The sequence below is a fragment of the Flavobacterium sp. genome (assembly GCF_043722275.1).
Classification (GTDB): Bacteria; Bacteroidota; Bacteroidia; order Flavobacteriales; family Flavobacteriaceae; genus Flavobacterium.
Genome location: NZ_JAYSPC010000005.1, coordinates 1 through 15,671 on the forward strand (window position 1 = coordinate 1; position 15,671 = coordinate 15,671).

Consider the following 15,671-nt stretch of genomic DNA (forward strand, 5'->3'; position numbering starts at 1 on the left):
TTTTCTGACTGATACAGTTTTTGATGAATGAGAGACATGGCCTGCATACGTCTTTGACTACTTCTGATAGTTTCTAGAGCAACTTCATTATCAATATGGGCAGATTGTATATTAAGAAGACTCACAGTGGTTTGTAAATTATTCTTAACACGATGATGTATTTCACGTAACAAGAGTTCCTTCTCTCCTATTAGCGTCTCCTGTTGCGCATTCATTTTCTGCAATACTAAATTTTGAGCGTCTATTTCCTTGTTACGTTTTTTATTCAAATAATAACGACCGTAAATCAGCCCAATTAATAACAATAAAACAATAATTCCGGCATAAAATATTTTTCTGGCCGACTCGTCTTTTTGTTTCTGAAGTACGTTTGATATTTCAAGTGATTGAATTTTCTTTTCTCTTTGCAGCGTGTGGTACTTTATACTTAAATCTACTATCTGCTTGCTTTCGATTTGATTTGTGGATTCAGTATACATATCGGAGAAAGTTTTGAGATTAATCATAGCATCTCTATAATTCCCCTGCATGGAGTCATTTTTATATAAAACGAGATAAGCATTCATCAAATTAATATTTGAAACTTGTGGCGCTTTTATAGCTTTCATTAAATACTTTCTACTGGAATCTATCTGTTTTAAATGAAAATAATTTTTTCCTATTACAAAATCCAATCGTGAATCTGATATTCCACCTCTCACCATTGTATTTTTTTTATCAAGTTTTTTTGCTGCTAGAAGATAAGATTGTTCTTTGGTATAAATGCCAAGTTTATTATAACAGACTCCCAATGCCTGATAAGCATTTTTTTCGGCCATTGCATCTGGAGGAGGATCTTTCTTCCACGTTTTCTCAATAAGCGAAATGAGTGCGTTCGCTTTCTCAGTAGTAAAGTTATCATTAGATAAATCTAATAATGTAACCCATAATTCTGCATCTCCTCCATATTTTTGGAAACTTTGTAATGCCTTATCTCGCCAGTGTGCTGTTTCATTTTGCTCTTTTTCATTAGTATAAGCTCCAGCGACACTCTCGTAAAAATGTCCCATGTTTAAGGAATCCTTGTTTTTTTCGGCAAATGAAACTGCGTTCATTGCAAATTTTATTTGAGATGGTACCTTTAGAACTAAACCGGATAAAAAAGCTAAAAGATCATAGGAATATTGTTGGTGAATAAAACCATTTCTTTTTTGTATTGATAAGGATTTTAATGTAGCTTCATTCGAATCTTTTATGTTTCCAACGGCAAAACTCATATAGCCAATGTTCATTAAGGTATTGATTTGATTACCATTATCCTTTAATTTATCATATAGCTTATCGGCTTTTTTTAAGCATACCAATCGGAAAGCACCAGTCTCCGCCAAAAACGGACAATACATCCCTTCGTAATTCCATGCCTTTGCTTTTATTTCATCATTTGCAGATTTGTTATCAGTAATGATATTAAACCATAACTTGCCTCTTTCAATATTACCCTGCTTCATATAGCATTTTCCTAATAGGCAGGTTGCCTGCAGTGACCACAATTGGTTCTGCTGCAAGTCTGCTTCTTTCTTTGCCTGGGTGAGAAATTTGATTCCTAAATCAGTATATTTTTTATCAAAACCAGAATGAAAACTATAAAACGCGCCCAATAAAAGACACAGACGTGTATGTTCAGGTCCTTTTGTTTTATTAAGTTGCTTTATAATGTAATCAGGTTCAGAATTACTATTGAGCCAGCCGCAATTTCGAGTGATAAAGGCATCTTCAAAACCTTCACAAATAATGGGAATTTTATTTCCACGATAACGTAAAGCAGAAATAACAAGGCTACTGTCCAAATCCACCTTCGCAAAACTTTTTACGGTATAAAATCCGGCAGATACCATCAAGAGTGTTTTCTTAGAATCAAATGAAGCTATTTTTTGCGCATTTAAAATCTGGGCGTTTAACACCAATAATGTTATCGCAAGTAAAAGCATCAAATTAGGAGAATTTATCTTCATTTGTCAAGTTTGCAAATCAATTAAGATCGTTAGAGAAATTAAATGTAAATAATTAAAAATAGATTCTTAATGAATATGTTAAGTATTTATATTATTTGGTAAATAGCTACGAGTTTTTACCAAATATGGTAAAATTAACCAAAACAAAAAATAACTAAATCGCTATTAATCAATGTATTGCGTTTTGGCTAGGTTTTAGTATAATAAAAAACATAAAGTAAATTAAATAGTACTTTTTTTTTACTGGATCCGATTAGACCAAAGAAAATAAACTTAACAATATATACTATGTTAAATAGTCCAGCCGAAAATCTCGATAGTGATACTGAATTAGCCATCGTTTTGTCGTTCCTACAAAAATTGTGTACTATTTCAGATACAGTTGATTTAACGAATTCAATTCAGGGTTTAATGAATGCGCTTGAAATGAACAAAGGCTTCTTCATTACAACTATCAATAAATATGGGGCTTGCAATTTATTTCTTACAGATGAAAATCTAAAACTTTCTACAACTATAACTCATGAAAACATCGCACCAAATACAATTATAAATGACTGGATTGTAAAACGCATACTAGATAATGGTTCACCAATACTATTTGATGTACAAGAATTGCTACTATCTGATGAGGTTCCATTATATATTCATTTTTGGAAAACTTTAGGCATTAGACGAATAACAGCAACTGCACTTCAAATAGGGAAAAAAAACTTTGGAATTCTTTGGATGATTCCTGGAAAAGTGAGAGTTGATCTCTTAAAAATAATTGGAGGGCAATTTTCATTATTACTTGGAAACTTCATTCACGTTGAAAATAACATACAATCTTTAGATAATAACCAAAAACTTCAAACTAGTCCAGTTGACAATACCGTTAAAATGATTACAAAATCGAATGCCACTAACTATCCTGTTATGATTGGTTCTTCGGATAAAATGAAAGAGATCTATAATCTTGTCAAAAAAGTAACCAAAACAGATAGTTCAGTACTTATAATGGGAGAAACAGGAACAGGAAAAGAGCTTATTGCAAATGCAATACATACGGCATCATCGAGAAGGAATCATAAAATGATTAAGATTAACTGCGCGGCTCTACCTCCCAATTTAATTGAAAGCGAACTTTTCGGACACGAACTTGGCAGTTTTACTGGAGCGACAGAACAAAGAAAGGGTAAGTTTGAACTAGCCAATAACAGTACTTTGTTTTTAGATGAAATTGGAGAATTGCCTTTAGATTTGCAGGCCAAATTATTAAGAGTACTTCAGGAAAAAGAAATTGAACGCATTGGAGGAAATACAATTATAAAAGTTAACGTCAGAATTATAGCAGCAACCAATGTTGATTTAATTCAGGAAATAAATAAGGGAACTTTTCGAATGGATCTTTTTTTCAGAATAAATGTGTTTCCGATCTTTTTACCTCCATTACGTGAACACAAGGATGACATTCCTGAACTTGCCTATCATTTTCTTAAGAAATATATGCCAGTTGAAAGAAGAGAAAAAGTTGCATTTTCTTCCAAGGTAATCAAACAGTTGAAGGCTTGTAACTGGCCTGGTAATATAAGAGAACTCGAGCATTTAATTGAACGAACTTTAATTTTAAATACAGATAAAGTAATAAATCATATTGTCCTTGCTCAACCTTCTGAGAATGACGAAAATCCAGGATATATACCCACGATCGACGAAGTCGAGCGCAACCATATTGTTATGGTCTTAAAAAAATGTAATGGCAAAGTTGGCGGTATTGGAGGAGCTGCTGAGATTCTTCAAATACCTTCCACAACATTAAATTCTAAAATTCGGCGTCTTAATATCAAAAAAGAACATTGCGTGATATAAAACATTGTCATTACGAGAACATTTACAAACAATTCAATTTAAAAATTCAGAACAAAAAAACCCAAATTAATTATGATGTCATTATTTAAGCGTAAATTTCACTTATGAAAGGTAAAATACTAATAGTTGAAGATGAGTTTATTATCGCTAGTGATCTCCAAATGATTCTTGAACGTGCCGGTTATGAAGTTGCGGGCATCGCTTCATCAGTTGTTGAAGCACTGCAGATAATAAATACTGAAAGACCAGCATGGGTATTTCTGGATATTTATCTTATTGGAAAGCTAACAGGTATAGATCTTGCCAATAAGCTAATGGAGCTTTTCATACCTTTTATATATGTTTCTGCCAATTCGAACCAGAGTATATTAGAACTGGCAAAAGCTACTAAACCTTATGGATTTCTTGTTAAGCCCTTTAGAGAAAAAGATATCCTCGTGACGCTCGATGTAGCACAATACCGATATGATCATGATATTGAATATAAATTACATCAAGAAACAGATTTGCAAAGTAAAGTACTCCAATTAATAGCAGAACCGGGAGATAAGATTAAGAAATTGGTTAAGATTACTAAAGTTTTAGAACAGTATATTCCTTTTGATTTTTTTATGATCTGTTGGGAGGATAAGGAAAAATTTTTAGGCGGGGGACATGCTTTTCTTAAGAATAACAAAAATGATTTTGATTTTATCGACTGCCCAGAATTTATGGATACTATCGGAAAGCCTAATAATGAAATCTGGATCAAATACACGACCCCTGATTCCAATAGTATGTTATTTAATGCTATGGATTTTAATAAAATGTGTCAATCGAATGAAATGGATAAGCAAATCAGTCTTGCTTATAAAGTAGAATCAATGATAGCAAAATCAATAGAAATATCACAGTCAAAACTGTTGACTTTTTCCTTCTATAGTAAAAATAAAAACATCTTTACAGAAGATCACAATGCTCTTGTAACAAGGCTTCACCCCTTACTGAATAACATAGCCAATTGTATTCCTAAATTAAGCAATTTTATACTTCCTCATATTATAAGCAATAACAAAACATCTCAAAATCTTAAAGGAAATAATACCATATTAGACGATCGTTTTTCTGATGAAAAATTAGGGCTTATTGGTAATAGTTTAAATTTTAAGGCAATTAAAGAAAAGCTTGCAACAGTTGCCTCTTTTAATATTTCAGTCTTGCTTTTGGGGGAAAGCGGAACAGGAAAAGAAAAAATTGCCAGAGCCATCCATCATTTATCTCCAAGGGCTTCGAAACCAATGATAAAAGTTAATTGCGCCGCAATTCCTGCATCATTAATGGAATCAGAACTTTTTGGACATGAGAAAGGAAGTTTTACTGGAGCCACCGATCTTAGAATAGGAAAGTTTGAACAGTCCATTGGAGGAACTATATTCTTAGATGAAATTGGAGATCTGCCTTTGGATATGCAAGTGAAACTTTTATGCATTTTGCAGGAAAAAGAAATTACTCGTCTTGGCAGTAATAAAGTAATCAAAACCGATGTAAGAGTCATTGCAGCGACTAATCTTAATCTTGAAAAAGCAGTTGCAGAAGGTAAATTTCGCCTTGATTTGTATTACCGTTTAAATGGTTTCCCCATCATGCTTCCTCCTTTACGTGAACGTAAAGATGATATTCCAATATTGGTTTCTTATTTCTTAGAAGAACTATCAAAAAGAATGGGTAAAAAACCTCAAAAAATTTCGCCAAAGGTTCTGGACGAACTTATCAGTTACCCATGGCCAGGTAATATACGTGAACTTGAAAATTTAATTGAAAGAAGTATTGTTCTTAACGACGGTGAAATCATTAATCATATTGAAATTTCTCACAACTCAATAAATATCTCAGCTTCCCCGACTGCGACTTCCACCGAATTCAAAACTATAAAAGAAATGGAAAGAGATTATATTATGAGTGTGCTCAAAAAATGCAATGGCAAAGTTTCAGGTGCTGGCGGGGCTGCCGAAATAATGGATATCCCTTCTAATACTTTGATTGCAAAAATCAAAAAATTGGGAATTACAAAGAACTTTATTTAGTACTTAATAAAATATATTGTTTTAAAAGTGAGCAATTTTCATTAAAAACGAAGCACTAGTTATTAAGATTAAAATATAAATGTCAATTGGAATACATAAATCTGACATTAAAATTAAAGTTTACATTCCTTTATACGTGAGAAAAGAATAAAATATGTAACCTGGTACGTATTCCAATGTAAAAGATAGAATGACACTATCTTTTTTTGTTCCGTTCAAAAAGGGGTCTTTTACCGCTTAAATGAAGAAAAACAGTCTCATAAAATTAGAAACCTGTATGTTTAAAAACATTACAAATAATTGCTTTTAAATATCTTAACAACATGAATTACCTGTCTGTAGATAACATATCGTTTCGTATTAAATGCTTTTTGATGACCTACTAGAGTGATATAAGTATTCCTGCTGGCTGTTATCCATCTATTTATTTCGATTATGATTATATTTCAATACTTCTGATTCGATTTCCTGTATTGTTTTCTTTTTGCCTTTAGAGATCCAATCTAAAAGTTCTTCTTCAAAAAAATAGAGCTTTTTACCGTATTTATAGCAAGGTATTTTTCTCTGCCTTACAAGAGCATAAATTGTAGGCTTTGCTTTGCCTATAAGTCGGCTTACTTCTTCAATACCAATAGGAATACTTTTTTCTTTAGATTCATATACCTGTACATTCTGAATCAGAAGTTTGATCTCGGCAATTTCTTTCACTAAGTGCGCTACTGCTTTGGGCAGGTTCTCAAAAGAGATTTCGTTTGTGTCCATAGCTATTGTTTTTAACAGTTATGGTACAAATGAAAAAAGTGTTTCTGCTGTGTCCTTCGTCACGGCAGAAACACTTGAAAAACACAGTGCTATATAGTTATTGGCATTTAAAAATCGGTAATATCTTCCATAATCTTTATAAGACCTTTCTGTTCATCATCTTTGAGATGCGTTTTAATGCTTTTCTCTTCAACATCTTTTAAAGCGTCAGCAAACGTCAGCTTTAAAAATTGCGCGGCTCCGTCCTGTCTGCTGACTTTAAAACAATTCCAGATATTCCAGCCAAAATGATACAGATCGAGATTGGACAGATGTTTTACTTTTACCGGTTTAATCTTTTCAAAATTTATGCCTTCTGCATATATGATTATATTCCTGCCCAATTGTTTCAAATCGTCGTCCGACACGTAAAGCGCGAACTCGTGCTGCGCATAACGGATGACGGTATCAATTCTGGCTTGTTTTTGATTACTGGCTGCATTTTGCTGCTGCTCCCTTAACTGCTGAATATCGATGGCTGCGTTTTTATTTTCAGGCAATTCGGGCTTAATTAAAGCATACTGTGGCTCCTCTTCTATTTTTTCAAGGTCTTCACATGGAATGCGGTTTTCAGGCGATTCATTTTTTTTTGCCTTCGAAAAACGATTCACCAATCTCTCAGCCAAATCGTTTAGAAATAAACTTAGAATTGCAAACATTAAAACTCCAAATCCAGTGCTGATCCAAAAGAAAACGCCGGCTGTATATTCATCGGCACCTTTTTCCAGCAGCACCAGTCTTCCGATTACACCGACAAAGACACAGACTAAAAAAACAGACAGGTAAACTGTGATATATTCAAAGTATTTAATTTTCATTGCGCTTATTTCTTTAAAGATTCCAATTGTATTGCCTGCGAAGCACTGTTTTTCTTTTCATCTATTACTTTGGCATAGATTTCAGTAGTTTTTACATTGGTATGCCCCAGCATTTTACTGACCGTATAAATGTCTGTCCCGCTTGATAGCTGAAGTGTTGCAAATGTATGGCGGAAGCAGTGGAAGGTAATATTTTTTTTAATGCCTGCAGATTCAATCCATTTTTTCAGAGGACGTGAAATCCACGACGGGTCCGGCAGATCCTCAAAGACAAGCTGTCCGGGAAGCCTCAGTTCTCCGCAGAGATCTAAAGCCTGTTGGGAAATAGGCATGTATTCGACACCCTTTGTCTTTTTCTGTGTGAAATGCAGTTTGGCCCTGCCGTCTTCCAGACTTATCTCTTTCCAGCGGAGCTTCTGAATGTCGGAATGCCTCAAACCTGTAAGCGCTGAGAAAAGCGCCGCTCTTTTAAGGACGTCTTTTTCGCATGGCGTTTCGGCCAGTGCGTTCAATTCTTCAATAGTGAGATATTCACGTCTTGACTCCTGCTCAGGGATGCCTTTTATTTTCGAAGATAAATCAACGGTTAAATATCCATCAATAAAAGCCTGTTTCAAAGCGGCTTTAAATATCGAAAAATACGTTCCCGCAGTGTTGGTGGAAAGGATTCCATTTTTACCTCCTCCGCGCGGAGCTGATAATAAAAAAAGTTTAAAATCTTCCGCCATTCTGCTGTCAATTTGGGAAAACATTAGGCTGCCAGCTGAATAGCTTTTTAAAAATTCTTTTGTGCGCTCCCAAGTGATCTGAATGGATTTTGAACTTCGGGCGTGCCTTTTAGCCGCCACCGTAGCAATGTATTTAATAAAATCCTCTTTTGCTTTTTCTTTCTGTTCAGCCAATAGGTTCTCAGTATCACTATACAGATCTGTATTATCGTATTCTTTCTGTCGGATTTTACGCACTGCGTCAGCATACAGCATTATCTCACGGTCGCTTTCGCTTCTGCAGTTTATTATTCCGTTATCGCTACGTCTGGGTTTATAGGTTTTTATACCCTCTGCATCTGTGCGGGCAGTTCTTTTCTTGTCCCACTCCACTGTTGTTACAGATCTGTTTAAATATTCACGGATTCTCTGGGGAGTTTTTTTTCCGGAAACCTCTACAGGATAGCTTTCTATGTAAACATACCATTCCTTTCGGTCTTCTGCCTTTCGAAGACGCACAGTCACCTTGGTTTTTGCTAATTGTTTCATATAAAATCATTTCCGTTATACAAGTTATCAATTTCTGATTTTGGAGCATATACATGCTTTCCGATCTGTCTGGTGGGTATTGAATATTTCCTGATATGATTATAGACTGAATGTTCTGAAATCTGAAATCTCTGGGCTATTTCGCCGATGGAATAGCAGTCTTCTTTTTCAAGGCTGTATAATTTTTTCTTCGGTGCGCTCTCAGCCTGCGGCAGACTGCGGGCAGGACCGAACCTCCCTTCCATCACTCTGCGGTCTATCCTTACAAGGCGGGTTCCCAGATTAACCGACGGAATTTTTCCCTGGCCGACAAGCCGGTAAAGGGTTCTTTTAGCAACACCAAAAAGCATACCAGCTTCCGGGACAGAAATAAATGCCCTGTTCTCGGGTATTTTATCTGCAAGTGCTTTGATTTCCGCTTCATTTTTAAGCTGCTTACTCTTCTGTTTGTATGCTTTTTTACTGCATATATGCGAGCAGTAAACAGAAGTCACGGTTTTAGGCAAAAATTCCCCACCGCAGTTAAGACATTGTTTATTTATTCTTTTCATCGCCTTTGTCTCCTCATTAAGGTACCATAAATATACATAAGTGCCACTTTGTATCCATTTAAGTGCCGGTACAAATGTGGTACAAATATATGATAAAAATCGATTAAAAAACAGCAGAAACGAAAAAGAATAAAAAAGAAAAACCGCTGTAAACATTACGTTCACAGCGGTTTAGCACTTATTGTTAACTGATATTAATCAGTACTTATTTGACTTCTTCGAATTCAACGTCTTCAACATTGTCTCCAGATTGCTCTTGTTGTGGAGCAGCTTGTTGACCTTGATCACCACCTTGAGCATACATAGCTTCTGTAGCTGTTTTCCAAGCTGCATTGATGTTGTCAAGAGCAGTTTGAATAGCTGGAATGTCTTGAGATTGGTGAGCCATTCTCAATTCAGTTAAAGCATACTCAACAGCAACTTTATGATCGTCAGCTAATTTGCTTCCTAACTCTTTCAATTGAGATTCAGTTTGGAAGATCATACCGTCAGCTTCGTTTAATTTCTCAGCTCTTTCTCTTGCGATTTTGTCAGATTCAGCATTAGCTTCAGCATCTTGTTTCATTTTTTCGATTTCTTCAGATGTTAATCCAGAAGAAGCTTCGATACGAATGTCGTGAGATTTTCCAGTTCCTTTATCAGTAGCAGTTACTTTGATGATACCATTAGCATCAATATCAAAAGCAACTTCAATTTGAGGAACTCCTCTTGGTGCTGGTGGAATACCATCTAAGTGGAAACGACCAATAGTTTTGTTATCAACAGCCATTGCTCTGGCTCCTTGTAATACGTGAAGCTCAACAGATGGTTGAGAATCAGAAGCAGTAGAGAATACTTGAGATTTTTTAGTTGGGATAGTTGTGTTAGCCTCAATTAAGATAGTCATAACACCACCCATAGTTTCGATACCTAAAGATAAAGGTGTAACGTCAAGTAACAATACATCTTTTACATCTCCAGATAAAACTCCACCTTGAATAGCTGCTCCAATAGCAACAACCTCATCAGGATTAACTCCTTTAGACGCTTTTTTACCAAAGAATTTTTCAACTTCGTCAGCAATTCTTGGCATACGAGTAGAACCTCCAACAAGGATAACTTCGTCAATATCAGAAACAGATAAACCTGCATCTTTTAATGCTTTAGCAACTGGCTCCATAGAACGTTTAACTAATGAATCAGTTAATTGCTCAAATTTAGCTCTTGTTAATTTTTTTACTAAGTGTTTTGGTCCTGAAGCAGTAGCAGTTACGTATGGCAAGTTGATTTCAGTTTCTGAAGAAGAAGACAATTCAATTTTTGCTTTCTCTGCAGCTTCTTTCAAACGTTGCAATGACATTGGATCAAGACGTAAATCAATACCTTCTTCAGCTAAAAATTCATTAGCTAACCAGTCAATAATTTCGTGGTCAAAATCATCACCACCTAAGTGAGTATCACCGTTTGTAGACAATACTTCAAATACACCGTCTCCTAATTCAAGAACAGAGATATCAAAAGTACCTCCACCTAAATCGTAAACAGCAATTTTTTGATCAGTTCCTTTTTTATCTAATCCGTAAGCAAGTGCCGCAGCAGTTGGCTCATTGATGATACGCATAACTTTAAGACCAGCAATTTCTCCAGCTTCTTTCGTAGCCTGACGTTGAGCATCGTTAAAGTAAGCAGGAACAGTAATAACCGCTTCAGTTACAGTTTGACCTAAATAGTCTTCAGCAGTTTTTTTCATTTTTTGAAGAGTCATTGCTGACAATTCCTGAGCAGTATATAAACGACCGTCAATATCCACACGTGGCGTATTGTTGTCACCTTTTACAACTGAATAAGAAACTCTTTTTGCTTCGTTTGTAGTCTCAGCAAAAGTGTGTCCCATAAAACGTTTAATAGAAGCAATCGTTTTTGTAGGATTCGTTACCGCTTGTCTTTTTGCAGGATCACCTACTTTAATTTCTCCACCTTCAACAAAAGCGATGATAGATGGCGTTGTTCTTTTTCCTTCTGCGTTAGGAATAACAACTGCTTCGTTACCTTCCATTACAGAAACACAAGAGTTCGTCGTACCTAAGTCAATTCCGATTATTTTACCCATTTTTTATATATTTAATTTTGATATACATTTATAACTTACGTGGCATAAGTCAATCTTTGTGCCAATATAAAAAACCAAAGTAAATTGTCAGTTTTACTGTCCGCACATTTAAAAATATCTGACAACATGACATTTCAAAAACCTGACATTCGTGGCATATCAGCACTTTAAGTGTCATTATCAGGAGCTGTTTCCTGCTATGCGCTATATCTTTTCCCGGCTAAAGAAGCCAGAAAAAGGATGCCGCTTCTATCAGGGCTAGGCTTTTTGGTTTCATTATAAGATTATCCTAATTTGATAGTTTAATGTCTTTCAATATTTTCAATTAAATCCTTAAATACTTACATTAGCAACTTTCTAAAATTCAATATCAGCCAAAATGGAAAACTACAGCATCATTATATTCATACTCGCCATCGTAATTGGTCTTTCAGCTTTTGCTGATAAAATAAAACTTCCTCAACCAATTCTGCTTGTGATAGTCGGAATTGCAATTGGTTTTATACCAACAATGGGCGAAATCGAAATAAATCCCGAAATTATCTTTCTGATATTTCTTCCGCCATTATTATACGACGCTTCTTTTAATATATCCCCTAAAGATTTCAAAACCAATATCAATACAATCAGTACACTTGCAATAACATTGGTTTTTTTAACTACATTTTGGATTGGCGTAGTTGCTCATTACATGATTCCGAATATTACATGGCCTTTAGCATTTTTACTTGGCGCAATACTTTCTGCAACCGATGCTGTTGCAGCCATAAGCATCACAAAAGGACTTGGAATTCCCCATAAAACTATTACCATACTCGAAGGCGAAAGCTTAATTAACGATGCTTCGGCATTAGTTGCCTATCGTTTTGCTGTTGCAGCCGTAATGGGTTCCGCTTTTGTAATCTGGAAAGCAACCTTGCAATTTCTACTATTATTAGGCGGTGGTTTTTTGGTTGGTTTTGTAATGGCAAAAATTCTAAGCTTTATATTAACCAGAGTACATAAAAATGTAAACGTTACAATTAGTTTTATGCTATTAATGCCGTTTGTAACCTATTTAATTGCAGAACAATTGCATGTTTCCGGCGTAATTGCCGTAGTTATTTTAGGACTTGCTATTGCTCGTTTCAGCAAAAAAATATTTCCCGAAAGTCTAAAAAACCAATCCAGAAGTTTATGGGACATTCTAATCTTTCTATTAAATGGTTTAATCTTCATCTTAATTGGACTCAACTTTAGATATATCTTAAAAAATATCGATGCCCATATGATTTTACCTTATATAGGATATGCCATTATCATTACCATTGTTGCTTTGCTTATTAGAATGGTGAGAATCTTTTTTCAGAAAATAAATCTTCAAAAAGCATTCATAAAAGGGAAACGAAAAGTTAGTGAACACGCTCTTTTAGATTTTAAAAATAGTGTTATTCTCAGCTGGTCCGGAATGCGCGGAATAGTTTCCCTGGCAATTGCTATTGGTATACCAAAGGAATTAGAAAACGGAACACCTTTTCCGGAACGAAACGTAATTATATTTATTTCTGTAGCCGTCGTTCTATTAACACTTATAGGTCAAGGACTTACTTTGCCTTGGATTGTAAAAAAATTAAATGTTAAGGAAGAGAAAGAATCTTCAAAAAAGTTGCTCCCATAAAGTGCTTTAATTTTAAATATTGAATAACTAAAATCATTCCGTTTTTGTACTGTTTTTTCTATATTTTTACCCATCATAATAACCAATCAAAAAAATACCACAATCAATGAATGACAATTTAAAATACATTACTAAACTATTCAGCACCGCAACATTCAGTTTTATTAAAATAAATATTATCGGACAATTATTAGTTGCTTTTATAGCAGTTCTAACCTTATGTACCGTTATTTATCAATCCTCGTCTGGTCCCGGATTGGCACATGCAAACGGAATTGCCATAGTTTTAGTATTATTTGCACTCAGACCAATTGGGTTTAGTTTAGCCGTACTTTGTATTTTTATCCTTCCTTTTCTATTGTTTTCCCTTGGAAATAAATACATACTATCAAAAACCATAAATAAAATAATATCAGACAAAGGCGAAGTTTTACTTTATCCAATCATTGACAAGATTCTCAGCAAAATAAACTCAAACCATCCTGATTTATTAAAAAAAGGAACTGATACTGCAAAACTGAAACTAAAAGTATTACAGGAAATCAAAGATTCTAAAGAGAACAAATGGTTAAAAAAAATTATCATTTTCGGTTTTAGAAAAGTAAGTCTGGACGATGTTGATTTTACCGATGAAAATATAAATTTATCAGATGTTATTAAAGAAAAAACAATCACAGTTTTAAAAAATGTTTCACAACCAAGCAGAAACTTTTTCTGGATTATTCTGGGAATACAAATCACTCTTTTTATTCTGATTTTTACTCAGATAATATAATTTAGAATCCTCAATAATAAATTAAAATACCCAACCAGGAATATGAATCAGGAATTAGAAAGTCATTTTGATGAATTTGACAAAGAACCCATAATCAGAAGACAACTTTTGCCATGGTGGATTAAAACATTTTGTTGGATATTTATGATTTTAACCTTTTGCTCCATTTGTGCAGTTATCGCAAACATTTTCATACCAAATATAAACCTATCGCTTTATGGTTTTTCAAGCGATACTGCTTTCTCAGGAACCGGAATCTTTATAATTACCATTATGCTTTTAAAAGGATTTGCGGCATATTCCCTTTGGTTCGAAAAGCCCAATGCAATTTCAATTGGCAAAATGGATGCTGTTTGCGGAGTCGTAATCTGTATTGTTTCAATGTTTGTGCTTCCGTTTACTGCAAAAGATGGTCCTTTTTCACTACGTATAGAAATTTTACTTCTTATTCCGTATTATATGAGATTAAACAAAATTGAATATGAATGGGATAATTTAGAAAGTCTGTAAACTAATATCTGTTAACCAAATAATAAACCAGAATGAAAAAATCTGTAATATTCATATTCTTCCTTTTTAGTGTAAATTTGACTTTTTCACAACAAAAAACTGCCAATAAAACCACAAATAATAAATCGGCAAAAGCCATCCCAAAACACGATACTTTCAACGAAACAATTACTATTACCAATAAAAAAATCCAATTATTTATTCCAAAAGGCTACGAAGCAATTGCACAACAAAACGGTGATTTAAATCTTGACAAAATAGACGATTGTATTTTAGTTTTGCGCAAAGCAACCGAAGAAACAACGTCAAATATGGATGAAAACAAACCAGACAAAAGACCTGTATTACTTTTATTAGGTCAAAAAGACGGAAGTTATAAACTCGCTTATAAAAATGAAAATGCAGCTTATTGCATCGATTGCGGTGGTTTATTTGGTGATCCTTTTGATGCAATCGCAATTAAAAACGGTTATTTTTCTATTGAACATCGTATTTCCGGCGGACATCATTGGGAACACATCACAACTTTTAAATTCAATAAAGCCAAAAATAACTGGTATTTATACAAAGATCATTTTATCAATTATATTCTTAATCCAAGTTCCGCGCCAGATGCCGAAGCCTTAATCTCAAACGTTGACAAACTGAAAACCGTAAAGGATTTTGGAGAAATTTCATTTCAACAATTCAATATTTATTCTGAAAAAGGATATTAATTTAATCTGACCTGAATAACTCTTTAGACTTTTCTAACAAACAGTTTCCTTTTTTATTTGTAATTTCGATTTTCATTAAAAATTAATACTTCTTTAGAGGAAAAAAATTTCTCCTAAAGAATTTAAAATACAACTAAAATGGCTTCATTTATTAAAGAATTATCATTTCGCTGGTCAGATCTTGACCCAAATTTTCACGTTCGTCATAGCGCTTATTACGATTTTGGTGCACAACATCGTATCGAAATCCTTGAAGAATTAGGTTTAACTTTAAAAGTAATGCAAACACAAAGCTTTGGACCTGTTTTATTTAGAGAAGAATGTATTTTTAGAAAAGAATTAAAACTTTCTGATAAAATATTTCTTCACACTAAAACTTCAAAAATGAAAGCCGATGCTTCGCGCTGGTCCATTATTCACGAATTTAGAAAAGAAGATGATACACTTTGTGCCGTTATTACCGTTGACGGAGCCTGGATGGATACAAAACTTAGAAAATTAGCCTCTCCAACTCCGGAAATTGCTATTGAAGCATTGAGTATTTTTCCAAAAAGTGATGACTTCGTAGGACTTTAACCCAATCAAATTGATTA

General features: G+C 34.2%; 13 protein-coding genes. 7 read left to right on the top strand and 6 right to left on the bottom strand.

What is annotated here, in order from left to right:
• The coding region (locus tag ACHZDT_RS00425; RefSeq protein WP_394772688.1) for a sensor histidine kinase at positions 1–1,991 on the bottom strand (1,991 nt) is incomplete at its 3' end.
• A gap of 288 nt (positions 1,992–2,279) precedes the next feature.
• Between ACHZDT_RS00425 and ACHZDT_RS00430 the strand changes: the two genes are divergently transcribed.
• Positions 2,280–3,842, top strand: coding sequence for a sigma-54 interaction domain-containing protein (locus ACHZDT_RS00430; protein WP_394772689.1), 1,563 nt, complete (start codon positions 2,280–2,282; stop codon positions 3,840–3,842).
• A 104-nt stretch (positions 3,843–3,946) separates the two neighbouring features.
• Complete coding sequence (locus ACHZDT_RS00435; protein WP_394772690.1) at positions 3,947–5,905, top strand: sigma 54-interacting transcriptional regulator; 1,959 nt, start codon at positions 3,947–3,949, stop codon at positions 5,903–5,905.
• A 420-nt stretch (positions 5,906–6,325) separates the two neighbouring features.
• Here ACHZDT_RS00435 and ACHZDT_RS00440 read toward each other — a convergent pair whose 3' ends face one another.
• From ACHZDT_RS00440 to dnaK, 5 genes are all read right to left on the bottom strand, one after another.
• Entirely contained in the window at positions 6,326–6,667 is a 342-nt protein-coding gene (locus tag ACHZDT_RS00440) for a helix-turn-helix domain-containing protein (RefSeq protein WP_394772691.1), read from the bottom strand.
• 107 nt (positions 6,668–6,774) lie between these two features.
• A complete protein-coding gene (locus tag ACHZDT_RS00445; RefSeq protein WP_394772692.1) occupies positions 6,775–7,524 on the bottom strand; it encodes a hypothetical protein in 750 nt (249 codons plus the stop codon).
• A gap of 5 nt (positions 7,525–7,529) precedes the next feature.
• Positions 7,530–8,780 (bottom strand): tyrosine-type recombinase/integrase, encoded by a 1,251-nt coding sequence (locus tag ACHZDT_RS00450; RefSeq protein ID WP_394772693.1) that lies wholly within the window; start codon positions 8,778–8,780, stop codon positions 7,530–7,532.
• Positions 8,777–9,331 (bottom strand): helix-turn-helix domain-containing protein, encoded by a 555-nt coding sequence (locus tag ACHZDT_RS00455; RefSeq protein WP_394772694.1) that lies wholly within the window; start codon positions 9,329–9,331, stop codon positions 8,777–8,779. Before ACHZDT_RS00455 ends, ACHZDT_RS00450 begins: the two co-directional genes overlap by 4 nt.
• 205 nt (positions 9,332–9,536) lie before the next feature.
• The gene (dnaK, locus tag ACHZDT_RS00460) at positions 9,537–11,420 is read right to left on the bottom strand and encodes a molecular chaperone DnaK (protein ID WP_394772695.1); all 1,884 of its coding nucleotides are present in this window, start codon (positions 11,418–11,420) and stop codon (positions 9,537–9,539) included.
• Between the two features lie 379 nt (positions 11,421–11,799).
• Here dnaK and ACHZDT_RS00465 point away from each other — a divergent pair, with 379 nt between their 5' ends.
• From ACHZDT_RS00465 to ACHZDT_RS00485, 5 genes are all read left to right on the top strand, one after another.
• Positions 11,800–13,077: a Na+/H+ antiporter gene (locus ACHZDT_RS00465; protein WP_394772696.1), complete on the top strand. Its 1,278-nt coding sequence runs from the start codon at positions 11,800–11,802 to the stop codon at positions 13,075–13,077.
• A gap of 106 nt (positions 13,078–13,183) precedes the next feature.
• On the top strand, positions 13,184–13,852 hold the full coding sequence (locus ACHZDT_RS00470) for a hypothetical protein (protein WP_394772697.1): 669 nt from the start codon (positions 13,184–13,186) through the stop codon (positions 13,850–13,852).
• 42 nt (positions 13,853–13,894) lie between these two features.
• The gene (locus ACHZDT_RS00475; RefSeq protein ID WP_394772698.1) at positions 13,895–14,362 is read left to right on the top strand and encodes a hypothetical protein; all 468 of its coding nucleotides are present in this window, start codon (positions 13,895–13,897) and stop codon (positions 14,360–14,362) included.
• Positions 14,363–14,394: 32 nt separating this feature from the next.
• Entirely contained in the window at positions 14,395–15,078 is a 684-nt protein-coding gene (locus ACHZDT_RS00480; RefSeq protein WP_394772699.1) for a hypothetical protein, read from the top strand.
• A gap of 138 nt (positions 15,079–15,216) precedes the next feature.
• Positions 15,217–15,654 carry a thioesterase family protein gene (locus ACHZDT_RS00485; protein WP_089479560.1) on the top strand — a complete coding sequence of 146 codons (438 nt, stop codon included), beginning with the start codon at positions 15,217–15,219 and terminating at the stop codon, positions 15,652–15,654.
• Positions 15,655–15,671 lie beyond the last annotated feature (17 nt).